This is a genomic window from Thermalbibacter longus (assembly GCF_023806485.1).
GTDB classification, from domain to species: domain Bacteria; phylum Chloroflexota; class Chloroflexia; order Thermomicrobiales; family Thermomicrobiaceae; genus Thermalbibacter; species Thermalbibacter longus.
The window spans coordinates 116,137-140,982 of record NZ_JAMSLR010000005.1 but is presented as its reverse complement, the minus strand read 5'-3'; the positions used below and the strand labels follow the sequence as shown (position 1 = coordinate 140,982).

Here is a 24,846-nt window from a genome sequence, read left to right as displayed (position 1 = left end):
CTCACGCGAAGCTGCTGACCAGCGACCGCACCAGCAGGTCCCAGCCATCGACCATGACGAAGAGGAGGATCTTGAAGGGGAGCGAGACCACAACCGGAGGCACCATGATCATCCCCATCGCCATCAGCGTGCTGGAGACGATGAGATCGATGATCAGGAAGGGAATGAAGATGACGAAGCCCATCATGAACGCTGTCTTCAGCTCGCTCAGGATGAAGGCCGGTACTAAGACCCAGGTAGGCACATCGTCGGGGTTACGCGGACGGGGCAGGTTGCCGAGATTCATAAATAGGGCGATGTCCTTCTCGCGCGCCTGCTCGAACATGAACTGGCGCAGGGGGGCGAGCCCGCGGTCGAAGGCGGTTCGCTGATCGATCTCGCCGGCCAGGTAGGGCTGGAGCGCCGCCCGGTTGATCTCCTGCCAGACCGGCGCCATCACGAAGATCGTCAAGAACAGCGAGAGGCCGATCAAGACCTGGTTCGGTGGGAGCTGGGGGATGCCGATCGCGTTCCGAACGAACGAGAGCACGATGATGATCCGGGTGAACGAGGTCATCACCATCAGGATGGCCGGAAGCAGGCTCAGCAGCGTCAGCAGGAACACCAGCTCCAGCCCCGAGGCCAGTGAATTCACCTGGCCATCCGGCGACCCGCTCTGCACGTTGATCTGGGTATTGCCGAGCGTAGCGTTCAGGCCACACGCCGAGGTCAGGAGCGCGATGCCGAGCACGGCGCAGATGCGCCGCACCCGGCGTAGCCACGCCGCCGGTCGATCGGAGGGACTCGGTGCGTAATCCGCAGTGCTGGCCGTGGCCATCGTTATCCTCACCGGCAGTGGCGATTCGGGCTGCCGCCTGGCGCGCGACGACAACCTACATCTCATCCCTTCCCGTCGCTGCACTCTACGCCGGCGCTCGGAGAGCGGGCATGCCCAGCGCGTCACGGCTTGGCGAGGTACAGCGGTACCGATGCGGTAGGGCCTGCTTCCTGTTCGGCCCTGTGGCTGGAGTACTCATCGGGTTGGGACTACCGGCAGCTTGGCGCCCTGGGTACGTCGCGCTCAAACTGCCTTGCCCCGCAGGGGTTGCAGTTCGGAGCGGGCCATGATCGCGGTGACCCGGCTGGACGGCGAGGAGATCGTGATCAACGCGGAACTGATCGAGTCGATCGAATCAGTGCCGGAGACCGTGATCGTGCTGGTCACCAAGAAGCGGTTGATGGTGCGAGAGCCGGTCGATGAAATCGTGCGGCGGGTACTCGCCTACCGGCGAGCGGTGCATGGAGGGATCGAGGGGGTCGCGTTGCCGCGGCCACCATCGCCACCAGTCGTCGAGTGAGGAAGTAGCCTGATGGATATCGCTACCCTGGTCGGCATCGTCCTCGGCTTCGCGTCGCTGATCGTCGCCTTCCTCATGGAAGGCGGGCACGCTGAGTCGCTGCTCGGGATCACGGCCGCGATGATCGTGTTCGGCGGGACGATCGGCGCAACGATGACCAGCTACTCGTTGGCCGATATTCTGAGTATTCCCAAGTTGATCGCCAGATCGATGAAGACCCCGCCTGACCGGCGCCCGGAGCTGGTGGAGGAGATCGTCAAGCTGGCCGAGATGGCGCGCCGGGACGGCTTGCTCGCGCTGGAAGGACATCCGATCGACGATCCCTTCCTCAAGCGCGCGGTGATGATGGTGGTCGATGGCACCGACCCCGAGCTGACCGAACAGATCCTGCACGCCGATGTCGAGGCGATGGCGGCACGGCACGCGCGAGCCTACGGCATGTTCACGACCATGGGTGGCTTTGCGCCGACGATGGGGATCATCGGTACCGTCATGGGACTGGTGCACGTGCTGAGCAGCCTCGAGAACCCGGACGAGCTGGGGCCAGCGATCGCCGTCGCCTTCCTGGCGACGCTCTATGGCGTCGCCTCGGCCAACCTGCTCTGGCTCCCGATCGGCAACAAGTTGAAGCTGCGGAGCAAGGAAGAAGTCGAGGAGCGGCAGCTCATCATCGAGGGCATTCTCGGGATCCAGGCCGGCGAGAACCCGCGCATGCTGCGCGAGAAGCTGGTCGTCCTGCTGCCACCGGCTGCCCGATCCGGGCGCGCGACCAGGGGTGCGACGGCACAGGTCGGCACCAGCGCGATGGCACCGGGGGGCGAGTAGGCGGCGATGGCGCGGCGAGCCCGGCACCACGAGCAGGAACATGAGAACCACGAGCGGTGGCTGATTACCTACGCCGACCTGATCACCTTGCTCCTCGTCTTCTTCGTCGTGATGTACTCGATCTCGCGCGCCGACCTCGAGAAGTTCCGGCAGGTGACCTCCTCGCTGCGAGCCGCGTTCAACCTGGAGGTGTTGGATAGCCCAGCTCCGCCCCAGCGCATCACCGCGCCGCTGGAGCAGGACCCGCGCTTCGCGGACTACCTGGGGGTGCGCGCCGAGATGATGTCGCTGCTGACACGCCTGGGGCTGGACCGCGAGTCAGTCGAGGTCGAGCTGACGTACGAGGGCATCGTCATCCACCTCTCCGACGCGCTGCTCTTCCCGCCCGGCCAGGCCCAGCTCCGGCCCGAGGCAGCCCGCGTGCTCGATGGGATCGCCAGCATCCTGGCCACGTTTCCAAACCACGTCCGTGTCGAGGGACACACCGACGATGTACCGCCTCCGGCCGGTGCGTACCCGGACAATTGGGAGCTTTCGGTGATGCGGGCGGTGGCTGCGGTGCGCTATCTGACAGATGTATCGGGGCTGCCTCCCGAGCGGCTCTCGGCTGTGGGCTATGCCCAGTATCGTCCACGAGCCGACAACAGCACGCTCGAGGGGCGGCGCAAGAACCGGCGAGTCGACATCGTGATCCTCCAGCCGGCACCCGGATCGATGGCAAGCCCGGTCGCCCCCTGAGCGCTGGTAGGTCAGGGAGGAAGGGTTGTGAAGCGACTGCTCAAACATCGAGTACTCCTGGTAATCCCGCTCGCGCTGGTGTTGCTCGCGGGTGCGGCCCTGAAGCTCGGAATCGTCCACGTGCCGGTGGTCTTGAACGTCAATATCGGGGGCAAGCAGGCAGAGGCTGCCCCGCAGAAATCGCCCGAGCGCGGCATCCCCGTCTCGCTCGGCGAGCGGGTCGTCAACCTCGCTGATCCAGGGGGCTTCCGCTATCTCAAGGCCGAGGTCGTCGTCGAGCTAGCGGTGGAGGGCATGGACCCAGAGAAGATGAGCGCCGAGGAGCTCGCGCACGAGCAGGAGGCGTTGAGCGCCGAACTCCAGCCCTGGCAGCCACAGATCCAGGACGTCTTGACGATGGTGCTCACCTCGAAGACCGTGGCCGAGGTATCGACGCCAGAAGGCAAGGAGGCGCTCAAGCAGGAGCTCAAGACTCGCCTGCAACCGCTCTTCCACCACCACGAGATCAAGGCGGTCTACCTGGCCCAGTTCGTGATCCAGTGAGGGCAAGGCTCTGATGCCGGGCAAGAAGAGTCACCAGCTCACCACGTCCGGGAGCAGCACGCCAGCACGGCGCGCCAGCGCCAGTGGCACGCGGCGGCCGGCCGCCTACGACTTCCGCCGGCCGGACAAGTTCTCCAAGGATCACATCCGCTCGATTCAGAGCATCCACGAGACGTTCGACCGCTACGTAAGCAATCACCTCTCGGCCCAGGTCCGCTCGGCAGTGCACGTCGAGCTCGCGCAGCTCGAGCAGACGACCCTCGGTGACTACCTCGACCGCCTACCGGCTCAGACCGTCCTCTGCCTGGCCGAACTGGAGCCGCTCGTCGGGCGGGTGTTGATCCAGATGGACTTCGGGATCGCCTCGCGCATCATCGACCGCATGCTGGGCGGCGCTGGCGAGGAGCGCCCGTCGTTCACGAGCTCGACGGTGACCGAGATCGAACTCTCGCTCTTGCAGGACCTCGGCGACGGGGTCTTCCGCGAGCTGGTCAGCGCCTGGGACCAGGTGGTAAAGCTCCAGCCCTCGCGCTGCGAGGTCGTGCTCTCGGCACAGCAGCTCCAGGGGATGCTGCCGAGCGAGATCGTGCTGCTGGTACGCCATGAAGTGCGCCTGTTCGACGCGCGCGGGGAGATGACGATCACGCTCCCTGCATCGACACTCGAGCCGATCATGCCGCGGCTCAATGCGCGGGTGCTCTTCGCCAACCCGCGCCGCACCGCCAGCAGCGAATCGATCGCCGATCTGGCCGCTCAGCTTCAGGAGGTATCCCTGCATCTCCGGGTGGAGATCGGGCGGACGACGCTGACGGTCGCTGAGCTGCTGGAGCTGGATGTCGGCGACATCCTGTTGTTCCACGCGCCGGTCGACCGTCCGCTGCCGGTGTTCGTCGAGGGGGAGCCGTGCTTCCTGGCTTTCCCGGGGCGGCGTGGACGGTCGTTCGCGGTGCGGATCGCCGGGCTGTACGGGGAGGAGTGGCCGGCGCCCACGGAGATGGACGATGAGGGAGGTGAATCGCTATGGGGAACGACGCAGGCAGCGGGATGAAAGCGGACGAGACGCGCTCCGTCCGATCCGGCGACACGCCAGTGCAGGAAGCACAGTTCGTCTCGCTCGGCGAGCAGGTGGCTGGGGGGCCACTGCATCCGATCGAGCTACTGCGGGATGTCGAGGTCGAGTTGACCGCGGAGCTTGGCTCGACCCGGATGCAGATCAAGCACATCCTGGGGCTACGCCCGGGTTCCGTGATCGAGCTCGACCGGTTAGCCGGCGAGCCGGTCGACCTGACCATCAATAAGACGCTGATTGCCCGGGGTGAGGTCGTCGTAGTCGATGAGAAGTTCGCGATCCGGATCGTCGAGATCGTCTCGCCGGAGAAGCGACTTGCCAGCAGCGGCGGCGCGTGATGTGGCGACAGTGGCCCAACGTACCAGGCCGTTGGCGAGGGGCTGACCGGCTCGGGCGAACACCCGGCCGCTGGATCGCCCTGGCTGGCCTGCTCGTCGTGGCGCTCCTGGCTGGCCAACTACTCGCGGGGTTGCGAGGGGCGGGGGAGTCTCCGTCTCCGCCGCCGACAGCCGGCAACGACGGAACGACGTTTCTAGCGGAAGGCTACGCGCAGCTCGAGGACTCGGACGATCGCTTCTCCAGCGCGCCCTCAGCCTGGGAGATCATGGGCAGCATGGTCGTCCCGCTGATCGTGGTGATCGCCGGTGCCTACGCGGCGATCCGGGGGCTGCGCTACCTCAACAGACGCATGGCGGTCTCGGCCTCGACCAGCGATCTCCTGGAGGTGATCGATACGCTGCCACTCGGCGGCTCCGGTGTGCTGCACGTTGTGCGCATCGGCGAGCGAGCGGTGGTGATCGGCGCCGGTGGCGCGGGGATCTCGCTGATCGCCGAGCTCGAACCAGAGGAGGCGCGGGCGCTTCTGGCCAGGCGGGCAACGCAGCCAGGTGGAGCCCCGGGCATGACTTCGGTATTGCCCCGCTTCCGCGACGTGCTGGCGACGCGCATCCCGCACTCCTGGTCCATCCTCGATACGGCAGTACCGGAGCATGAGGGCAGGCTCGCCCAGGGCCTCGGCCACCGGGGTGACCCTCGCGAGACAGGCACGGAGAGCGCTACCGGTACGCCGCCGCGAGTCGCCCAGCAACCCGCCACCCAGCCCTCGTTCGGTTACCGGCCAGATAGGCCGGCCGGGTGAGTTCCCGTCTCGGCAAACACGGCTCGCCCTCGACCGCAGCGTCGCCGATGTCCGAGCAGCCGACGCGACGGGCTGTTCGCGGAGAGTCGCTCAGGCACTTCCGGTGCGGCCGGCGAAGTAGCCCGCGCGGTATCGGCGGCCAACGATGGCCTGTGGGCACCGCGCGACCCGCTGGGACGAGCGAGCCGCGCGATTGCCGCGGGGATGGCGAGGGCGTACAATCGGCCGCTGGAGGAGGCATCGGCCGCTTCGGTCAGGGTGACAGCGCGTGTACCTGCTTGACCAGCCAGACGCAGCTCTCGCGTTCCGGCGCCGCTACCGGGGGCTGATCGGGATCTCCAGCAAGGTGCCGCTGCGCGACCGCGCCATGCTCAGCCTGGTCTACACCCCCGGCGTTGCCGAGGCATGCCGGGTGATCAGCCAGGACGAGGTCGCTTCGTTCGACCTTACCTCCCGCGGCAACGCGGTCGCCCTGCTCACCGACGCCTCCGACCTCTTCGGCCCCACCCGCGGACCGGTCGAGGCTGCGTTGCCGCTCCTCGAGGCAAAGAGCGTCCTCTTCAAGACTTTTGCCGGCGTCGACGCCGTGCCGATCTGCGTCGACCTGCACGACCCGCTGGCAATCGTCGAGGCCGCCCTGGCGCTGGCTCCAACGTTCGGCGCCATCTGCCTCGACCATATCCGGGCACCGCACAGCTTCACCATCGCCGATCATCTGGAGAAGGGTGCGCCGATCCCGGTCTTCAGCAACCAGCACCACGGCACCGCCATCCTGGTGCTCGGCGCGCTCAAGAACGCGCTCGAGGTCGTCGGCAAGCGGCTGGAGACGGTGCGGGTAGTCATCGCCGGCGCCGGGCTGTCCGGCATCGGCGTCGCCCGGCTGCTCTACCGGGTCGGCGTGCGCGATATCGTGGTATGCGACCGTGCCGGGGCAATCTACCAGGGCCGCCCCTACCGGATGAACTGGGCCAAGGCGTACCTGGCCAAGGAGACGAACCCCGAACGCCGGCGCGGCTCGCTGGCCGAGGTGCTCGAGGGGGCCGACGTCTTCATCGGCCTGGCACAGGGGAACATCGTCACGCCGGAGATGGTCCGCTCGATGGCGCCGGACCCGATCATCTTCGCGCTGGCGCTGCCCACCCCCGAGATCGACCCGCACGAGGCCAAGGCTGCCGGAGCGGCCGTCGTCGCCACCGGCCGCTCCGACTACCCCAACATGATGGACATCTCGCTCGTCTTCCCCGGCGTCTTCCGGGGACTGCTCGACTCTGGCGCCCGCAATATCCGCCTGCGCACGCTGGTCTACGCCGCCGAGGCGCTGGCCAGCCTAGTCCCGCCCGGGCAGCGCTCGGCCGAGAACATCGTGCCGCAGATCTTCGACTTCCAAGTCGCGCCGGCCATCGCGGCCGCGGTCGTCCAGGCGGCGCGGGAGACGAACGAAGCCACGCGCCCGGTCGATCCGGTCACGGTAGCCGAGAACACCCGGCGCTACGTCTACGAGGGCATCTTCGAACCACGGCGACGGACCGGAAGGAGACCGGCCACGCTCCGCGAGGAGGCGCTGGAGCTCCGCCGGCGCTACCGCGGCGTGCTCGAGATCCGCAGCCGCATCCCGATCCGCGACCACCACATCCTGAACCTGGTTTACCTGCCCCCGGCCGCGCTGGCGCCGGTGGACGAGATCCGCCTCAACCGCGAGGCAGTCTACGACCTCACCGTCAAGAGCAACCTGGTCGCGATCGTGACTGACGGCAGCGCCGTGCTCGGCCTGGGCGACATCGGCCCACAGGCAGCCCTGCCGGTGATGGAAGGCAAGGCGGTGCTCTTCCAGTCGCTCGGCGCGGTCGAGGCCTTCCCGATCTGCATCGCCGAGCGCGATCCCCAGCGGATCGTCGATATCGTCGCCGCGATTGCGCCTTCCTTCGGTGGCATCAACCTGGAGGACATCTCGGCGCCGCGCTGCTTCGAGATCGAGGCGGCGCTCAAGGAGCGACTCGACCTGCCGGTCTTCCACGATGACCAGCACGGCACCGCGGTCGTGGTACTGGCCGCCCTGATCAACGCCTTCCGGCTGCGCGGCACCCCGCTCTCCGAGGCGAAGATCGTGATCAACGGGGCCGGCGCCGCTGGGATCGCCACCGCCAAGCTGCTCCTGGTCTACGGCGTGGGGGATCTGATCCTCTGTGACCGGCTCGGTCCGATCTACCGGGAGCGCGAGGCGGGGATGAATCGCTACAAGATGGAGATCGCCCGCCTGACCAACAAGGCCGGCGCGCGGGCCTCGCTGGCCGAAGCGCTGGAGGGCACCGACGTGTTCATCGGGCTCTCCTCACCCGACATCCTGACACCGGAGATGATCCGCTCGATGGCCCCCAACCCCATCATTTTTGCCCTGGCGAATCCCGATCCGGAGATCCACCCCGATTTGGCGCTGGAGGCGGGCGCGCTGGCGGTAGCGACCGGCCGCTCCGACTTTCCCAACCAAGTGAACAACTCGCTCGCTTTCCCCGGCATTTTCCGCGGCGCGCTCGACGTGCAGGCTCGGGATATCAACGACGCGATGAAGCTGGCCGCGGCCGAGGCCATCGCGGCCCTGGTGCCGGAGCGCGAGCTCTCGCCGCGCTTTATCATCCCCGATAGCCTCGACCTCAAGGTTCCCCCTGCCGTGGCCGCCGCCGTCGCCCGCGCGGCCATCGAGACCGGCGTGGCTCGGGTCACGGTCGACCCGGAGGAGATCGCCGCGCGGACGCGCGAGCTGCTCTACGAGGACACGCGCCGCTGAGCGGCGTGGAATGCCGAGACCCGGTGGACGATGCATCCTGAACCCCTCGCGCCTGGGCACGCTGCCGATGGCTGGGCACCCCGACCCGCAGCGCCGGCGCGCTCGCTCCATGCCTTCACCCGGCGGTGGTCAGACGGGTACCGTCCGTGATCTGCCGCTCGGCCAGCGTCGCCGAAGCAGCTTGTGGAGTTCGACCGCTACGAGCAGCCATACAGCCACCAGGAGGATTTGCAACCACAGCTCCAGCGGAAGCGGCTCCACACGCAGGACGAACTGCGTCGGTGGGAGGTACAGAGCCATCACGTGGATGGCGAGTGAGGCCGCATTGGCGACGAAGAGGTAGCGATTCGAGAAGGGGCTGATCTGGAAAATCGAGCGGCTGGTGGAACGAGCATTCCAGGCCTGGAAGACCTGGAAGATCACCACTGTCGTCAGAGCGACGGTCCGCGCCAGGGCGAGCGAGCCGGTTGACTCGAGTGTCCAGTCGAACAGCCAGAGCGTCCCGGCAGCCATGACCAAACCACTCAGGAGCATCCGTTCCCAGAGCACTGGTGACAGGATGCCCTCGTTGCGGGGCCGTGGGCGCCGGCGCATCAGGTCGGACTCTTTCGGCTCGAAGGCCATCGTGATGTCCTGAAGGCTATCAGTCACCACGTTGAGCCAGAGGAGCTGCGCCGGGAGAAGAGGCAAAGGCCAACCGAGAACCATGGCCGCTGGCAGAGCCACGAGCATGGCAGCGCTCGTCGAGACCAGGAAGAAGGTCGCCTTGCGCAGGTTGTCGAACGCCCCCCGGCCCTCTTCGACCGCGGCGACGATGGTTACGAAGTTATCGTCGGCGAGCACGATGTCGGCGGCCTCGCGTGCCACGTCGGTGCCGCTCCGGCCCATCGCAATGCCGACGTTGGCGGCCCGCAGAGCTGGCGCATCGTTCACCCCATCGCCCGTCACCGCCACCACCTCGCCCTGCGCCTGGAGCGCGCGGACAATGCGGAGTTTCTGCACAGGCTCGACGCGCGCGTAGACGTTGACGTCTCGCACCACGCGCCGTAGCTGCTCGTCGTCCATCGACGAGAGTTCGACGCCGGTAAGCACCCGAGAAGCGCGCGGCGCGATGCCGAGCTCTTCGGCGATAGCGAGCGCGGTATCGGCATGGTCACCGGTAATCATGACCACACGGATGCCCGCCTCCCGGCAGCGAGCGACCGCGTCTTCGACACCCGCACGCGGCGGATCCCACATCCCCTGCAGACCGAGAAACGTGAGCTGGCCCGGCTGGAGCAACTCGGCGATATCGTCCGGCTCCTGATCCAGCCGGCGATAGGCCATCGCGAGCACGCGCAGGCCGTGCCGGCCCATGAGCGAGAGCGCCGCCAGTATCTGCTCACGGTCGAGCGAAACCGGTCCCTCGTTGGTGAGCCAGGAGGTCGACATCTCCAGCACGCGCTCCGGCGCGCCCTTGACGAACAAGTACAGCGCCCCACCAGAGCGACAGACGGCGGCGGAGAAGCGACGCTCCGGTTCGAAGGGCACTTCAGCGACCACCGGCAGGAGGGAACGCACCTCCTCTTGGAGGAGCCCCCACGCCGCTCCCGCAACCAGCAGCGCCACCTCCGTCGGGTCGCCGATGCCGGCCCACGTGTTGTCCTCGCCACGAACCAGGCGAGCCTCGTTCGGCAGCACGCCAGCGACGAGCGTGAGTTCCACCGGTGAGAGCTGTTCGATGATCTCTGGCACCTCGACCTTGGGCAGGATCGGGTTGCGGCTCCGGGGCGCGGCCGGATCCGCCTCGCCAGGCATCTCCATCCAGACGAGGTCCCCGGCAGACCAGACGGCGCGAACAACCATCCGGTTTTCGGTCAACGTGCCAGTCTTGTCCGTCCCGATGACGGTGGTGCTACCCAGTGTCTCGACGGCGGGCAGGTAACGCACGATCGCATTGCGTCGGGCCATCCGCTGCACACTAACGGCGAGCACGATCGTCACCACGATCGGCAAGCCTTCGGGGACGATCGATACCGCGGCGGCAACGGCGAAGACGAAGATCGCGAGAGGTGCTTGGCCGCGAGCGAGGCCAACGAGCGCGAGCACCACGATCACAACCAGTACGATGAATGCGAGCGTCCGCGTGAACTGGCCGATCTGGCGCTGGAGGGGTGTCTCTGGCTGGACTTCTTGACGGCTCGCCGCCGCGATCTTGCCGAGCTCGGTCTCCCGGCCCGTCGCCACGACGACGCCGCGGCCGCGCCCGCTCGACACGATCGTCCCGGCATAAGCCATACAGCGCCGCTCAGCCAGGGGAGTCTCGGCGGGAACCGGCTCCGGCCGCTTCACAACAGGAACAGACTCGCCGGTTAGCAACGACTCGTTCACCTGCAGCGCGACTGTCGCGAACAGCCTGAGATCAGCCGGCACGCGCATGCCTGACTCCAGCAGCACGACGTCGCCCGGGACGAGATCGCGGCTGTCGCACATCCGCTCCCGGCCGTCACGCAGGACACGTGCTCTCGGGGCGAGGGAGCGCATCAACGAGCGGAGAGATCGCTCCGCTTGATACTCCTGCGTGAAGCCGATCGCGGCATTCAGCAGGAGCGCGGCCGCGATTACCACCGCGTCGATCCACTCGCCGAGCAACGCGGTCACGACCCCCGCTACCAGCAAGATATAGATCAGCGGGCTCGTAAACTGATGAAGGGCCAGCCGGAGAAGATTCGGTGGTCGGATCTCTTCGACCTGGTTCGGGCCATACCGCTGGAGTCGCTGTCGAGCCTCTGCCTGGCTCAGCCCCGACGACGTGCTTCCGAGCCGGCGCAGGCACTCCTCGGCCGAGAGCGCATGCCAAGACTCAGCGCTCACTGTGCTCTGGCTACCGGTCGCGTGCACCGGCCGATCGCCTGGCATGGGGAAGAACCGGTTTCTGTTGCCAGCCCTCGCTTTCCTCCTGGTCCACACGTGCGTGTCGCCGGTTGGGTCCATCTCACGACCAGACGGCATGCGATGGCCTTGTCTCCCTGGTTCTCACCGCGACGGCAGTACAGTGGAGCGAGCTAGGCGCTCCTGGCCATGAGCTTGAGCAGGTCGCGCCGCGTCACGATGCCGACGACCTGGCCATCCCGCACCACCGGGATGTGCTCCCGCTCCTTCTCGAGCATGAGCTGGGCGATCTCGGAGACGGTGGCATCCTCGCCGACAGTGATCACCGGGCTGCGCATGACCTCCCTGGCCTTGATCGCCCGCCCCAGGCCATAGATCTCTTCCAGCCCCTCCGGCGGCAGCCAGTGGCCGAAGAGCTGGGGCGCCCGGTAGACCGAGAAGGGAACCCCCTGCTCCTGGGCCATCAGATCACGCTCGGTGATGATGCCGACCAGCCGACCGTCCTGATCGACGACTGGCACCGCCCCGATACCATGCTCGAGCATCGACCGCACCACCTGCTCTAGCGTGTCATCAGGGGAAACGGTGACGACCGGGCTGGTCATCACGTCACGCGCCCGCAAGGTCAGCCGGCGCGCATCGACCTCCGACCCCTCCCCTCCGGCGCTCACCGCGGCAGGAGGCACGGCCACCTCTTCGGGGCGCTTCACCGCGCTGGGGCGAACCAGCAGGAGCGGCACGCGAGCGTCGTGCAGCACGTGCTCGGCGGTGGAGCCGAGCAAGGCACGCCGGATCCCGCTGCGCCCGTGGGTCGCCATCGCGATGAGCCCGGCCTTCATCTCAGCGGCGGCCCGGGCAATGGTTTCGGCAACGTGTCCCTGCCGAACGCTCCAGGTCACCGCCATCCCCTGCGAGGTCAGCCGCTGGGCCAGGCTCTGAAGATAGGCTTCCCAGTCCCTGCTCTCGGCACCTGCCGCCTGCACGTGGAGGAGGTGCAGGGCCAGCCCATCCGCGCCGAGCACGCGGGCGACCGCGTCGATGCTCTCCTCGGCGAGCGGGGAGCCGTCGAGCGGGACGAGCACAGGGGTCAACGTCACCATCGTGTTCGGCGCCGGCGCCGGAGTCCTGGCGCGCACGACCAGCACCGGGCAGCCGATCCGCTGGACGGCGCTGAAGGTCACGCTGCCGACGAGCAGGCGCGAGATCCCGACCCGGGCGTGGCTGGTCATGGCGACGACCGAGGCCGGCAGCTCGTTGGCCATCGCGGCGATCTGCCGCGCCGGATCGCCGACCCGTACCTCGATCTCGACCGGGACATCGGTGATCGCCTGCGCCAGCCGCCGTAACGCCTCTTCACGCTCGGCTGCCCAGCGCCGGGCGAGCTCCTGGGCGCGCTCGCCTTCGGCCTCCAGGAATGAGCGCAGGTAATCCCCCAGCTCAACGACCGAGCCCAGAACGAGCGGGACGCGCTGCCGGGCGGCGATCGCCCGCCCGTAGGGGATTGCGCAGTGGGTGACCCGGTCCGGATCGAGATACGTCGGTAGAATGGGGACAAGTACGTGCTGGGCCATGGCAAGCTTCCCTCTCCTGGCTCGACCTCGAGCAGACATTGGGCACGTGCAGCCGGATCGCCAGGGCTGGGCGTCTTGACGAAAGCCTACCAGTTCGCAGCAGGTTACGGGAGAGCCGGTGCGGCCTGGGTATCGCCGCCCTATCCCGGCGTGCATGCCCACGCGGCCGTGCTAGGATAGCCAGGTCGGTGAGGGTGGAATCAGCTCCTGGGAGGAGAGGCACCATGAAGATCGCGCGAGTGCTCGTGGACGGGGAGCCGGCCCTGGTCATCGTGGAGGACGGCATCGCCTACCGGGCCGAAGGTGAGCTCTTCGGCCGGCTCCGGCGCGGTCCCGAGATCGCCGCCTTTGACCAGCTCACCGTGCTGCCGCCGGTCGAGCCGAGCAAGATCGTCGCCGTCGGTCTCAACTACGCGGCCCATGTCACCGAGAACGACCCGACCCGGCAGATCCCCGACGAGCCGGTGATCTTCATGAAGCCTCCCTCCGCCCTGCTCGGCCATGGTGGACGCATCCTGCTGCCATCCGGGAACCGGATCGACTACGAGGCCGAGCTCTGCATCGTGATCGGCCGCGAGGCCTACCGCGTACCGGAACAGGCCGCGCTCGACTACGTGCTCGGTTACACCTGCGGCAACGACGTGAGCCACCGCGAGTACCAGCGCAAGGACGGCCAGTGGGTGCGGGCCAAGGGGTTCGATACCTTCTGTCCCCTCGGCCCGGTGATCGAGACTGAGCTGGATCCGAGCGATCTAGCGATCCAGTCGCGACTGAACGGCGAAGTCCGGCAGAGCAGTCGCACGAGCAACATGCTCTTCGGCCCCGCCTTCCTGGTCTCCTTCATCTCCAACGTGATGACCTTGAAGCCAGGCGACGTGATCATGACCGGGACGCCCGAGGGCGTAGGGCCGATGCGACCAGGGGACGTGATCGAGGTCGAAGTCGAAGGGATCGGCGTGCTGCGGAACCCGGTCGCGGCGCGGGAGTAGGGCCGGGGGAGGAGACGCCGCCCCGAGGCAGGGGCAGATCGATGGGCCAGCACTGGGACGCGCTGCTGGATTTCCTGGAGCAGGCCGGACGGCTCAAGCGGTTGCGCCGGAAGGGCTGGGTCGACCGCGGCGTCGCGGCTCCGGAGTCCGTGGCTGACCACAGCTACCGGCTGGCGTTGCTGGCGCTACTCGCCGGTTCGCTCCATCCCGAGATCGACGTCGGGCGCGCGGCGATCCTGGCGCTCGTCCACGATTTGCCGGAAGCGCTGGCCGGCGACCAGACCCCGTTCGACCGGCAGCTCGAGGCAGGGGCCGATCCAGCACAGCTCTTCCGCAGTTATCCCAGCTACTCCCCAGAGGCCGAGGCAGAGAAGAGCGCGCGCGAGCGGGCCGCCCTGGCGCAGATGGTCGCCCGGCTGCCGGATGAGCTCGCGCGACTGCTCAGCGAGGCATGGGAGGAATACGAGGCCGGAGCGACGCCGGAAGCCCGGCTGGTCCGCCAGTTCGACAAGCTGGAGACAGCGCTCCAGGCAATCGAGTACCGCACGGAGCAGCCGGAGATCACCATCGACTCCTTTCTCCTCGGCGCTGATGCAGAGAGCGTCGACCCGCTCGCCCGAGAGCTTCTGGGAGCGATTCTCGAGCGGGCCGGGCCGGTGGGGGAGCGTATGAACCAGGACTGAGCGGCTCTGGTCTTCCCGTCCAATTCATGGTACGGTGAAAGGACCAGACCGCGCGGCGGGAGTTGGGATGGCCAAAGCGCCGACGCCTGACCGGTGCGCCGGTCGGGCCGCGAGCGAGTTGCGAGCTGATGCCGAGGTTCGTGGTCGCCCGGCCACGCTTGCCTGGCCGGCTGCCTGGCGACGATTCCGGCCGGAAGGCAGCGCGCTGGCCGTTCCGGAGTTCCGGCGCTTCTGGATCGCCCTGATCGTCTCCAACATCGGGAGCTGGATGCAACTGGTGGCTCAAGGGTGGTTGATCCTCGAGCTCACCAACTCCCCCTTCTACCTCGGTCTCTTCGGCTTGCTCCGCTCCATCCCGGCGTTGACGATCACGCTCGTCGGCGGGGTGGTCGCAGACCGCTTCGATCGTCGCCGGATCCTGTTGCTGACCCAGGTCTCCGCTGCGGCGCTGGCTTTGCTCCTCGGCGTGCTCGACCTCGCCGGGCTCGTGCGGATCTGGCATGTGCTGGCGATCGCCTTCCTGAGCGCGACTGTCATGGCCTTCGATAACCCAGCCCGCCAGTCGCTGGTGCCGAGCCTGGTCGGGCGCGAGCGGATCGCCAGCGCCGTCGGGCTCAACTCGGCGGCCTGGAACTCCGCAGCCGTAGTAGGGCCGTCGCTGGCCGGCCTGCTGGTCGCTGCAGCCGGCACCGGCGGCGCCTTCGTCCTCAACGGACTGAGCTACTTCCCGGTGATTTGGGCCGTCTGGACGATCCAGCCGGCCCAGGCCCAACCTCGGCCGCGCACCGGCCTGGCGCAGAACCTGATCGCCGGGCTGCGCTTCATCCGCAGCGATCGCCGCATCTGGGGGCTGCTGACCATGCTGGCCGTCCCCACGCTGCTGGGGCGACCGTATCTCCAGCTCATGCCGGTGTTCGCCCGGAATGTCCTGCATGCCGATGCCTCGGGCTACGGCCTGCTGATGGGAACGAACGGGCTCGGAGCTCTGCTCGGCGCGCTGGCGGTCGGAGCGACGGGGTCGCGGCACGGTAAGGGGAAGCGCCTTCTCCTCGTCAGCGCCGCCTTCGGCGTCACGCTCGTCGCCTTCAGCCTCTCGCACTGGTTCCTGATCTCGGCCGCACTCCTGCTGCTGGTCGGGGCCAGCCAGACGATGATGATGGGGCTGACGAACACGCTGCTCCAGCTCAACGTGCCGGAAGAAGTCCGCGGCCGGGTGATGAGCGTCTATACGCTGATCCCGATGGGCTTCATGCCGCTCGGCACCATGCTCCTTGGCTCACTCGGCGAGTACTTCGGCGTCCCGCTGGTGGTGGGGGTCGCTGCGCTGCTGGTAGTCGCCTTCGCGGCTCTGGCCTACCAGGCCTTCCCCGACGTTCGCGGCCTCCCCTGACGCGAGGCCGCCGAGCTAGGTGCCGGACTCGGGCTCGGCGCCGAGCGTCACCGGCAGGGTGAGCAACCGCCCCTCGCGTACCACGCCTACCGTCACCGTTGCCCCGATGGTCGCCCGGCTCAGGAACCGGTGCAGGTCGTCGATCCCCTCTAGCGGCAGGCCATCGATGCTGACGAGCAGATCGCCCGGACGGACACCAGCGCGATCGGCCGGCCCCTCAGGCGTCACCTGAAGCACGCTGATGCCGGCTCCACGGGACAACCCCTGCTCGCGGGCGATCCGGCCCGGCACCGGCCGCAGCTCGGCGGTGATGCCCAGGAAGGCCCGGCGTACCCGGCCCTCTTTGATCAGCAGGCCGGCCACCCAGCGGGCGGTGTTAGACGGGATAGCGAAGCTCATGCCCTGCGCCCCGGCGATGATCGCCGTGTTGACGCCGATCACCCGGGCCCGGCTGTCGACCAGCGGGCCGCCCGAGTTCCCCGGGTTGAGCGCGGCGTCCGTCTGGATCACGTTCTCGATCAGCCGGCCGGTCTGGCTCCGTAGCGAGCGCCCCAGAGCCGACAGCACGCCGGTGGTGACGCTGGCCTGGAAGCCATACGGGTTGCCGATGGCGATCACGAGCTGGCCCACCCGCAGCCGGTCCGAGTCACCCAGCTCCGCGACCGGTAGCCCACTGCCCTGCACGCGAACCACCGCCAGGTCGGTCGCCGGATCCTCCCCGACAAGCTCGGCCGGGAGCGTGCGCCCATCGGCCAGCGTGACCTCGAGACGCCGGGCACCATGGACGACATGGCTGTTGGTCAGAATGTAGCCGTCGGGCGTGATGAGGAAGCCGGAGCCTGCACCAGGCAGATCGTACTGCGCCGGCCCGCGCGGCGTGCGGACCATCCCGCGGCGCGTCGAGGTGATGCTGACCACGGCCGGTGCCACCTGCTCGACGACGGCGATGACCGCCTGGGAGTAGGCATCGAGCAGCAGCTCGGCCTCCTCTGGGCTCACCGCTATTCCGCCGGGCTGGCCGCTCCCGTTCGGGCCCGCGATGGACTGTAAGAGGATCGTCTTCGGTCGCATCGTCTCGTGTCTCTTCCCTGCTCGTCTACTCGAGTTCCGGACCGCTCTGCCGGAGCTGCTGCACGCGCACCAGCGCCTCGCGCAGTTCGGCGAGCCACTCCGACTGGTGCTTCGCCACCAGCCGGACGCACCAGGCCAGCGCCTCGCTGCGGCTGCGCGCCACCCCGGCCTCGACCAGGGTATCGAGGGTCTGCCGCTCGGGCAGACGCAGCCGGGTCATGACCGGCACGCTCAGTACCGTGAAGAGTTCGCGCCGATCGCCGCAGACCACGCCCCAGGACACCTTGCGCCCGAACCGGTGCTCTGCCTCCGTCGCGATCCGCATCCGCTGGGGTCGCGTCTCCTCGCGGAAACGCTGGATCCTGGCAACCACAGCCTCGGCCCGCGCCTCCGGAGCGGCCCCTTCGGGCAGGCTCGGCTCAGCGAGCCGCCCAACGACCAGAATCTCGTCGCGATCCATCGTGAGTTCCGGCGGCTGGGTGAACCAGCCCTCCGGGATCCGCCCGATGAACCAGCCGAGCACCTCCGCCTCTATCCCCTCGACCATCGTCTCCTCCTGATCGCACTCGTAGCGGGTAGCTATTACGTGATTACACTATTACACACCGGGGCGGCGCCGTCAAGCGCGGCGGGCAAGCCGGTAACGTGCGGGTAGCAACCAGGCTGGTACGCGGGCATTGCGGGTGCTGTCACTCAGTCTTCAGCCAGGTCTCCCGGCGCAGGCTCGGAGGCCTCTTACGACGACGGCCTCCGCAACGAGCGACAGCGAGGGCCGACAACTATGTCGGGACGGATGGCCATCCGCACCCACGAAGTATTTGGCGCTATCAGGAGTGCAATGAGGTGGCAGTGCGTCCTAGCCCGGCCAGGCTCACATCTGCAGGAGCTGCTCGAGCTGCTCGTCTCGCCCGGCAACGGTCAGCTCGTCGCCGAGGCGGAGGCGCTCCTCGCGATGAGGGTTCATGATGACTTGCTCGCCCCGCCGCAGGAAGAGTGGCGTGACGCCGAATCGCCCGCGCAGATCGAGCTCTTCGAGCGTCTTCCCCACCAGCCGGGAGTCGACGAACACCTTGGCGAGCCCGTAGCCGGGGCCAACATCGAAGTAATCTTTGGCCAACGGCATCGTCAGGCTGTGGGCGACCCGGATGCCGGTCTCGCGCTCCGGGTAGACCACACGATCGGCGCCGACCATGCTGAGGATATCGCCGTGCAGGGCGTTCTGGGCCTTGGCCAGCACGAACTTCACGCCCAGCTTCTTCAGCAGCACGGTTGCCATGATGCTCGAACGCTCGTCAGTGCCGATCGCGACCACCGCGGCGTCGAAGTCCTGGGCTCCGAGCTCGCGCAGCGTCTCCAGGTCGGTCACATCGGCGGTGACAGCGTGCGTGACATAGTCGGCTACCGCTTCGATCGCCCGGCTCGAGCGGTCGATCGCCAGCACCTCATGGCCGAGCCGCTCGAGCTCCATCGCCACCGCGCTGCCGAAGCGTCCGACTCCGATGACGATGATCTGCCGTCCCATCGATCCTCCTCTTGATGGCGCCTACCCCAGCCGGACGGTCTCCGGCGCGTAGCGAACCGGGCTGGGCCGCGTTCGCGCGGCCAGTGCCAGGGCAAGGGTCAGCGGCCCGAGACGCCCGGTGAACATCGTGGCGATCAGGATCAGCCGGCCCACGGTGTTGAGTTCCGGCGTGATGCCGGTGCTGAGACCGACGGTGCCGAACGCCGAGACGGCCTCGAACCAGACATCGATGAAGCGTGTCTCGATCGTCAGCGCCAGCGTCAGCGCCACGCTGAAGACGACCGCGATCGAGAGCAGCGCCACCGCCAGCGCCCGGTACACCTGCACGTGCGGCACCTCGCGGCCGAAGGCGACTACCCGGGTATGTCCCTGCACACTCGCGAGGATCGCGAAGAAGAGCAGGCTAAAGGTCTGCACCTTGATGCCGCCCGCCGTCGAACCACTCGCGCCGCCGATAAACATCAGCGCGGTGATCAGGAACAGCGTCTCCTCGCGCAGCGCGCTCATATCGACCGCGTTGAAGCCGGCCGTGCGCGGCGTGATGCTGTGGAAGAGCGCGTTGAGCAGGCGGGAGCCCCAATCCAGGCGCCCGAGCGTCGCCGGGTTGCTGCTCTCGATCAGCAGGAACGCCACCATGCCGATCAGAAGCAGGAAGCCTGTGGTCGTCAGCACGAGCTTGCTGTCGACGGTGAGCCGCCGCCAGCGCCGCTCGACCGCGATATCGCTAAGCACGACAAAGCTGATCCCGCCGAGGACGATCAGCAGTCCGATCGTCAGCAAGACCCAGGGATCGCGCTGGTAGGGGATCAGGCTACGGTACCCACCAGTGATGTCGAAGCCGGCGTTGTTGAAGGCGGAGACGCTGTGGAAGAGGCTCCACCAGATCGCATGCCCGGGCGGATGAACGTCGAGCGCGCGCGGCAGGAGGAGCAGCGCCCCCGCCAATTCGATGAGAAAGGTTAGAACGGCGAAGCGACGGACGAGCCGCAGGATCTCGCCAGGCGCGGTGGTATCCGCGCCGAGGCTGAAGCCGCACGCCAGCCGCTCGCGCAGGGTCGCCCGGTGCCCGATCGTGACCAGCAGCAGCGTGGCGCTGGTAGCGAAGCCGAAGCCCCCGGCTTGAATCAGCAGCAGGATGACCGCCTGGCCGAAGCGACTCCAGTAGGTGCCGGTATCGTGCACGACCAGGCCGGTGACGCAGACCGCCGAGGTCGCGGTGAACAGCGCATCGACCAGCGGTGCCCGCTCTCCCGAGGCCGTCGCGATCGGCAGGCTGAGCAGGGCCGTACCGAGCGCGATCAGGCCGATGAAGCCGTAGACCAGTGTCAGCGCGACCGGACGGCCGCGGCGCGGTGGACGCGGGGGCCGGAGCTTGACGGTCTCAGTACGTAAAACTGCCCGGCGCACCACACGGTCGCCAGGCCGCCGGACTGCCTGCGGTGGACGGGTCGGACGAGTGGGCTGGCTCACAGGTGGTCGATCTCAGTCCACATCCTCCCCGAAGGGGGATGGAATACCCTGCACCGCCGGGAGCCACGCGATCCTGGATCGCTATTCGAGTCGGCCCGCTCGACAGCGCCGGGCTGAAGCGTACGCCGGATTGCGACAACTGTCAACGCCAGGCGCGCCTGCGGTCTTCGTCATGGGGGATACCCCTCGCGGGCCAGCGTATGCGATAAAGGGAACGCGCGCATCAGCTCTGTTCCCGGGAGCATGCATGACGCTCGAGCCAGCAGCCCGCGGCCTCTCCGCCCCAGCCCGGTCGGCTCTTTGGAGCATTGCGCTCGCCGTCGTGGCCGGAGCGACGCTGGTACTCAGTCTCTGGGCGGCGGCCTGGCCAGTCCTGCCCGGCGATGTCGCCAGCGCCCGCTGGCTGCAGATGCATCCGTTCCCGTTCAGTCGAGAGCTTGCCCACGCGATCAATATGCTCGGGTACGCGCCCGGCGCGATCTCCATCACGGTGGTATTCGCTGGTCTCCTGGTCTGGCGCGGGCATCCACGTCCCGCAGCCGTCATCCTCGGTACCCTGCCGCTGCGGTTACTGCCGAGCGCGCTCAAAGCGATCGTCGACAGCCCGCGGCCTACGCCAGACATCGTCGAGGTGCTCGAATCCCCTGCTGATCCAGGGTTCCCCAGCGGTCATGCGTTCGGGGCCGTGCTCGTCTTCGGTCTCCTCTGGTGGCTGGCGCCGAGGTTGGCCAGAAGCCAGCTCGCGAGCCGCGCCCTCCGTGCGCTCGCGCTGTGCCTGATCCTCGCCACCGGCTACAGCCGGGTGCTGGTCGGCGCCCACTGGCCCTCGGACGTGCTCGGCGGCTATCTCTGGGGACTGCTCGTCCTGCTCCCCCTGCTCCGGGTCGCGGCGCGCCTGGAAACGGGGGCCGGTAAGGAGACAGGGACGGAGGGCGGCAACGCTCGGACCCGTTGACGGCGAGCACCCGCGCGCAGCGACTCAGGCCGCCAGCTCCTCGCGGATCGCCTCGGCCAACCGGGCGATGCCTTCGCCGATCTGCTCGGTCGTCGCGAACGAGTAGCAGAGCCGGAGCGCGCTGTCGCCCGAGGAGAAGAACGAGCAGGCCGAGCCGGGCATGACATCGACCCCGGCCGCGGCAGCACGCTCGGCGACCCTGGCAGCACTTGCGCCCGGCGGGAGCGTTAGCCAGATGAAGAAGCCCCCCTCTGGGCGCGTCCAGGTGACGCCCTCGGGCATGGTCTCGGAGAGCGCGCGCAGCATCGCGTCGCGCCGCTCGCGGTAGATCACGCGTAGCTCGGCCACGTGCTCCAGCAGCATGCCGGTCGCGCAGAACTGGGCGGCGACAGCGCCGGCGAACGGGCTGGTGCCCCCTTCCGGCTTCAGGCCGGCGACCGCCGCGACGAGCGCGGGGTCGGCTACGATCCAGCCCAGCCGCATGCCAGCCGCCATGATCTTGGAGAATGTGCCCAGGTAGGCAACGTGGCCCCGGTCGTCCAGCGCGCGAAGCGGCGGCACCCGCTCTCCTTCGTAGCGCAGGTCGTAGTAGGCATCGTCCTCGATCACCAGAAGCTGGTGCTCGTAGGCCAAGGCGAGGAGCTCGCGGCGGGCCGCGAGGGGCATGGTGACACCGGTCGGGTTCTGGAAGGTCGGGATCAGGTAGAGGAGCTTGGGGCGCCGCCCCCCAGCCGCCAGTTCCCGGAGGATCGCCGCCAGCGCGTCCAGCTCGATCCCCTGGGCCCCGAGCGGCACCGGGCGCACCTCCACGCCGGCGGCACGGAAGATCCGCACCGCGCCCATCCAGGTCGGCTCCTCGCTCAGCACGACGTCGCCGGGGTCGCAGAGCGCGTCGACGAGCAGCCCGAGCGCCTGCGAGGCGCCTGCGGTAATCAGCACCTGCTCCGGCGTCGCCGCGATGCCCTGGTCGCGACGCAGCTTGACCAGGAGCTGCTCGACCAGCAACTCGTACCCACGGGTCGCGCCGTATTCAAGCGCCCAGACGCCGTCTCGCTCCAGCGCCAGCCGCGCGCACTCCAGGATCTCCTCGCGGGGCAAGCTACTCGGTTCAGGAAAGCCGCCGAGCAAGGAGATCCGCCCCTCGGCAGAGCGGGGAACCCCGAACCAGCCAGGGCCGGCACGCTGCGCCTTGCTGCTCAGCAGGCCCGTGACCTCGAGACCGGTTGCGCGCGCCATGGTACCTCCCGCTCTCCCCCGACCGTTCTGCGCCGGCCTGGGCATTGTATGCCCAGGTGCCGTCAGACTCAATCGCCCGCGAATAGATTCCCGAACCGGAGGCGGTCGCGCGCAGGCGAGACCCTCAGCCCAGGCGCCCGGGACGAGGATCGCGGTGTGAGAGGGAAGGTGGCCTCAACGCCTGCTGTCACCAGGGCCCACGGGCGTCCAGTGTACACTCAGGGCAGGCCCAGGGGGATGAAGGGCCTCAGATCTCGGCAGAGTGACGAGAGACAGGCGGGCACCATGGCGACGGGCCCAGACGCCAGAGGACACGAGCAGCCGGCGCCGGAGACACCGGAATTCCTGCGCGCCGTGCGCCGCGCTGCCGGCTGGCGCGTCTCTCCCCGGCACCTGGAGCCAGTGCTCGAGGCCTTCCGGCGTACCCGTACTCCGGTGACGGTCGAGCGGGTGGCTGAGCTCGTCTCCGCCATCCACGGCGACCGATCCGCCCGGCAGCGCCGCCACCCCGAGCTATGGCGTCTCCTGGGCTCCTATCTCGCCCTGCAGGGTCGACCTGCTCACCCGGAGGCCCAGCGCGCTTTCATCGGCCGCTGCCGCAGGCTCATCGGTGCCGAGGTGAACGACATCTTGCTGCTGGCTGTGGCGACGGAAGCCGGTGCGGCCGGCAAGCCGCTCGAGGCACGTTTCGTCGCACGGGCGGTACGCTGGCTGCTCGAGCGCGGTGCTGCCGGGGCAGATCCCGAGCAGATCGACGAGCTGCTCCCCCAGGCGATCGAGGCCGCCTCCCGCGTCGAAGCGCCGGCCGGGCGCTCCCAGGCACGCCAGCCGGGCGGACGGCGGCCCACCCCCAGACGCTCCAAACCCGGGGCACACGGCCAGCGCCCCCCTCGCCGGAGACGCTGACACTGCACACCCTCGGCCAGTCGGATCACTCGAGCCAGCCGGCAGGACGCAGCGCTGCAGGGAAACCGGTAGATACGGGACGCGCTGATCAGCAGCAGCCCCAGGCCGAACTCCATGCTGCCAACTACCCCTCCGAACAAGGAGCGCCAACCGTGGAGGGCAACGCGGCGCGCGTTCGCTGGCGGCCGGTACAACAAGGACACTATTCTTTTGTCCCGCAAGACATTGCTCTCCTGGGATCTCATCGCTACGATCGGGCGTAAGGGCGATCAGCCTCACCGGTCAGCCCGTACGATGCCGTCGCCAGCAACGGCGTCGTCCGGCGTGGACCTCGGCGCCGCTTGCATACCGGGCGCATCCGTCGCGGCGACGAGCCCGGCGGCGAAATCCCCGCCTCACGGGCAAGGAGGCACGTGATGGTTGGGACGATGATCGCGCCGACAGGGTGAGCCAGGCAGCGCCCAGGCAAGTACGGAAGGTGCACCTGAAGGAGTCCAACACGCATGACCTCCAGCACGTCACAGCCGCGCGTCATCGTCATCGGTGGCTCGCTCGGTGGCTTGAACGCCGCGCTGTGGCTGCGTGAAGCCGGCTGCGACGTTGAGGTGTTCGAGCGCGTCCCGGTGCCACTCGAGGACCGAGGCGCCGGCATCGTGCTCAACCCGGCGACGATCCGCTACTTCATCGCCCATCGCCTGCTGGACGTGACACAGATCAGCGCCTCGGCACAGTGGTTTCGCTGCATGGGCAACGGCGGTGACCTCATCTACGAAGAGCCGTGCCGGTACCGCTTCACCTCCTACAACGTCCTCTATCGCGGCCTGCTCTCCTGCTTCGACGAGCGCCGGTACCACCTCGGCGAGGAGTGCATCGCGTTCGACCAAGACGCGGACGGGGTCACTGTTCGGTTCTCCAGCGGCCGGGTCGAGCGGTGCGATCTGCTCGTCTTTGCCGACGGGATCAACTCGATCGGGCGACGGCTCCTGCTCCCGGAAGTCCGGCAGCAGTACTCCGGCTACGTGGCCTGGCGGGGTACGGTCGAGGAGCAGGAGCTGAGCCCCCAGGCGTTTGCTGCCCTGCACGAAGCGATCACCTACTCCCTACAAGCGGACAACCACGTCTTGAGCTACCCGATTCCCAATCGGGACGGCACGGTGGAGGACGGCCGCCGGCTCACGAACTGGCTCTGGTACCGGAACGCCACTCCCGGCGCTGAGCTCGAGGACTTGCTCACCGGCCGGGGCGGGGAACGCTTCACCACCTCGGTCCCTCCAGGGTTCGTCCAGGAGCGGCATCTGCGGCAGCTGCGCGAGGATGCTGCCGCGCTCCCACCGGCATTCGCGGAGATGATCGCCAGGACCAGAGAGCCCTTCCTCCAGGTGATTATCGACATCGAGGTCCCTCGGATGGCGTTCGGGCGCGTCTGCCTGATCGGCGATGCCGCGTTCACCGCTCGTCCCCACGCCGCTGCCGGCTCGGCGAAAGCGGCTGAAGACGCCTGGAAGCTGGGTGAGGCGGTCAAAGCCTGCGGCGGCGATGTGGTCACCGCGCTCGAGCGATGGGAGCCAGGCCAGCTTGCGCTCGGCCGGCAGCTCGTGGCCCGAGCGCGCCACGTCGGCACGCGGTTGCAGCATGGCCGGTGGCCGGTTGGCGAGTCGCTGCCGTTCGGGCTCTACGAGATCGGCGACAGCGCGTTCGACGACGAACTCGAGGACCTCGGGTGACGAGCGGGGAAGTCGCCGGAGACGAG

At 68.2% G+C, this 24,846-nt stretch carries 22 protein-coding genes; 14 read left to right on the top strand and 8 right to left on the bottom strand.

The window, feature by feature from the left end; translation table 11 throughout:
• Position 1: 1 nt before the first annotated feature.
• Positions 2 to 817: a flagellar type III secretion system pore protein FliP gene (fliP, locus tag NET02_RS09165; protein WP_284057097.1), complete on the bottom strand. Its 816-nt coding sequence runs from the start codon at positions 815 to 817 to the stop codon at positions 2 to 4.
• Positions 818 to 1,103: 286 nt separating this feature from the next.
• On the opposite strand from fliP, the gene NET02_RS09160 reads away from it, so the two are divergent.
• The 8 genes from NET02_RS09160 (at position 1,104) to NET02_RS16685 (ending at position 8,432) form a co-directional block, all read left to right on the top strand.
• Positions 1,104 to 1,337 carry a flagellar FlbD family protein gene (locus NET02_RS09160; protein ID WP_284057096.1) on the top strand — a complete coding sequence of 78 codons (234 nt, stop codon included), beginning with the start codon at positions 1,104 to 1,106 and terminating at the stop codon, positions 1,335 to 1,337.
• Between the two features lie 12 nt (positions 1,338 to 1,349).
• Positions 1,350 to 2,162: a flagellar motor protein gene (locus tag NET02_RS09155; RefSeq protein WP_284057095.1), complete on the top strand. Its 813-nt coding sequence runs from the start codon at positions 1,350 to 1,352 to the stop codon at positions 2,160 to 2,162.
• 6 nt (positions 2,163 to 2,168) lie between these two features.
• Positions 2,169 to 2,900 carry an OmpA/MotB family protein gene (locus tag NET02_RS09150; protein ID WP_284057094.1) on the top strand — a complete coding sequence of 244 codons (732 nt, stop codon included), beginning with the start codon at positions 2,169 to 2,171 and terminating at the stop codon, positions 2,898 to 2,900.
• Positions 2,901 to 2,927: 27 nt separating this feature from the next.
• Positions 2,928 to 3,443 carry a flagellar basal body-associated FliL family protein gene (locus NET02_RS09145; RefSeq protein ID WP_284057093.1) on the top strand — a complete coding sequence of 172 codons (516 nt, stop codon included), beginning with the start codon at positions 2,928 to 2,930 and terminating at the stop codon, positions 3,441 to 3,443.
• Positions 3,444 to 3,456: 13 nt separating this feature from the next.
• On the top strand, positions 3,457 to 4,491 hold the full coding sequence (fliM, locus tag NET02_RS09140; protein WP_284057092.1) for a flagellar motor switch protein FliM: 1,035 nt from the start codon (positions 3,457 to 3,459) through the stop codon (positions 4,489 to 4,491).
• Complete coding sequence (gene fliN, locus NET02_RS09135) at positions 4,464 to 4,850, top strand: flagellar motor switch protein FliN (RefSeq protein ID WP_284057091.1); 387 nt, start codon at positions 4,464 to 4,466, stop codon at positions 4,848 to 4,850. Before fliM ends, fliN begins: the two co-directional genes overlap by 28 nt.
• The gene (locus tag NET02_RS09130) at positions 4,850 to 5,650 is read left to right on the top strand and encodes a FliO/MopB family protein (RefSeq protein WP_284057181.1); all 801 of its coding nucleotides are present in this window, start codon (positions 4,850 to 4,852) and stop codon (positions 5,648 to 5,650) included. Before fliN ends, NET02_RS09130 begins: the two co-directional genes overlap by 1 nt.
• Positions 5,651 to 5,918: 268 nt before the next feature.
• Complete coding sequence (locus NET02_RS16685; RefSeq protein ID WP_284057090.1) at positions 5,919 to 8,432, top strand: NAD(P)-dependent malic enzyme; 2,514 nt, start codon at positions 5,919 to 5,921, stop codon at positions 8,430 to 8,432.
• 129 nt (positions 8,433 to 8,561) lie between these two features.
• Here NET02_RS16685 and NET02_RS09120 read toward each other — a convergent pair whose 3' ends face one another.
• Both NET02_RS09120 and NET02_RS09115 read right to left on the bottom strand, forming a co-directional pair.
• On the bottom strand, positions 8,562 to 11,285 hold the full coding sequence (locus NET02_RS09120; protein WP_284057089.1) for a cation-translocating P-type ATPase: 2,724 nt from the start codon (positions 11,283 to 11,285) through the stop codon (positions 8,562 to 8,564).
• A gap of 191 nt (positions 11,286 to 11,476) precedes the next feature.
• Positions 11,477 to 12,874: a universal stress protein gene (locus NET02_RS09115; protein ID WP_284057088.1), complete on the bottom strand. Its 1,398-nt coding sequence runs from the start codon at positions 12,872 to 12,874 to the stop codon at positions 11,477 to 11,479.
• Positions 12,875 to 13,098: 224 nt separating this feature from the next.
• Between NET02_RS09115 and NET02_RS09110 the strand changes: the two genes are divergently transcribed.
• The 3 genes from NET02_RS09110 to NET02_RS09100 all read left to right on the top strand — a co-directional run bounded on the left by NET02_RS09110 (position 13,099) and on the right by NET02_RS09100 (position 15,936).
• Positions 13,099 to 13,863, top strand: coding sequence for a fumarylacetoacetate hydrolase family protein (locus NET02_RS09110; RefSeq protein ID WP_284057087.1), 765 nt, complete (start codon positions 13,099 to 13,101; stop codon positions 13,861 to 13,863).
• A 41-nt stretch (positions 13,864 to 13,904) separates the two neighbouring features.
• On the top strand, positions 13,905 to 14,546 hold the full coding sequence (locus NET02_RS09105; RefSeq protein WP_284057086.1) for an HD domain-containing protein: 642 nt from the start codon (positions 13,905 to 13,907) through the stop codon (positions 14,544 to 14,546).
• A 67-nt stretch (positions 14,547 to 14,613) separates the two neighbouring features.
• Entirely contained in the window at positions 14,614 to 15,936 is a 1,323-nt protein-coding gene (locus NET02_RS09100; protein WP_284057085.1) for an MFS transporter, read from the top strand.
• 15 nt (positions 15,937 to 15,951) lie between these two features.
• On the opposite strand, the gene NET02_RS09095 is transcribed toward NET02_RS09100, so the two are convergent.
• The 4 genes from NET02_RS09095 to NET02_RS09080 all read right to left on the bottom strand — a co-directional run bounded on the left by NET02_RS09095 (position 15,952) and on the right by NET02_RS09080 (position 19,936).
• A complete protein-coding gene (locus NET02_RS09095; RefSeq protein WP_284057084.1) occupies positions 15,952 to 17,007 on the bottom strand; it encodes a S1C family serine protease in 1,056 nt (351 codons plus the stop codon).
• A 25-nt stretch (positions 17,008 to 17,032) separates the two neighbouring features.
• The gene (locus NET02_RS09090; protein WP_284057083.1) at positions 17,033 to 17,554 is read right to left on the bottom strand and encodes a hypothetical protein; all 522 of its coding nucleotides are present in this window, start codon (positions 17,552 to 17,554) and stop codon (positions 17,033 to 17,035) included.
• A 324-nt stretch (positions 17,555 to 17,878) separates the two neighbouring features.
• Positions 17,879 to 18,529 carry a potassium channel family protein gene (locus NET02_RS09085; protein WP_284057082.1) on the bottom strand — a complete coding sequence of 217 codons (651 nt, stop codon included), beginning with the start codon at positions 18,527 to 18,529 and terminating at the stop codon, positions 17,879 to 17,881.
• 21 nt (positions 18,530 to 18,550) lie between these two features.
• On the bottom strand, positions 18,551 to 19,936 hold the full coding sequence (locus tag NET02_RS09080) for a TrkH family potassium uptake protein (protein ID WP_284057081.1): 1,386 nt from the start codon (positions 19,934 to 19,936) through the stop codon (positions 18,551 to 18,553).
• Positions 19,937 to 20,246: 310 nt separating this feature from the next.
• Here NET02_RS09080 and NET02_RS09075 point away from each other — a divergent pair, with 310 nt between their 5' ends.
• On the top strand, positions 20,247 to 20,954 hold the full coding sequence (locus NET02_RS09075; RefSeq protein ID WP_284057080.1) for a phosphatase PAP2 family protein: 708 nt from the start codon (positions 20,247 to 20,249) through the stop codon (positions 20,952 to 20,954).
• A gap of 24 nt (positions 20,955 to 20,978) precedes the next feature.
• On the opposite strand, the gene NET02_RS09070 is transcribed toward NET02_RS09075, so the two are convergent.
• Positions 20,979 to 22,190: an aminotransferase-like domain-containing protein gene (locus NET02_RS09070; protein ID WP_284057079.1), complete on the bottom strand. Its 1,212-nt coding sequence runs from the start codon at positions 22,188 to 22,190 to the stop codon at positions 20,979 to 20,981.
• 285 nt (positions 22,191 to 22,475) lie between these two features.
• On the opposite strand from NET02_RS09070, the gene NET02_RS09065 reads away from it, so the two are divergent.
• Both NET02_RS09065 and NET02_RS09060 read left to right on the top strand, forming a co-directional pair.
• On the top strand, positions 22,476 to 23,096 hold the full coding sequence (locus NET02_RS09065; RefSeq protein WP_284057078.1) for a hypothetical protein: 621 nt from the start codon (positions 22,476 to 22,478) through the stop codon (positions 23,094 to 23,096).
• Between the two features lie 503 nt (positions 23,097 to 23,599).
• Entirely contained in the window at positions 23,600 to 24,820 is a 1,221-nt protein-coding gene (locus NET02_RS09060) for an FAD binding domain-containing protein (protein WP_284057077.1), read from the top strand.
• Positions 24,821 to 24,846: the final 26 nt, after the last annotated feature.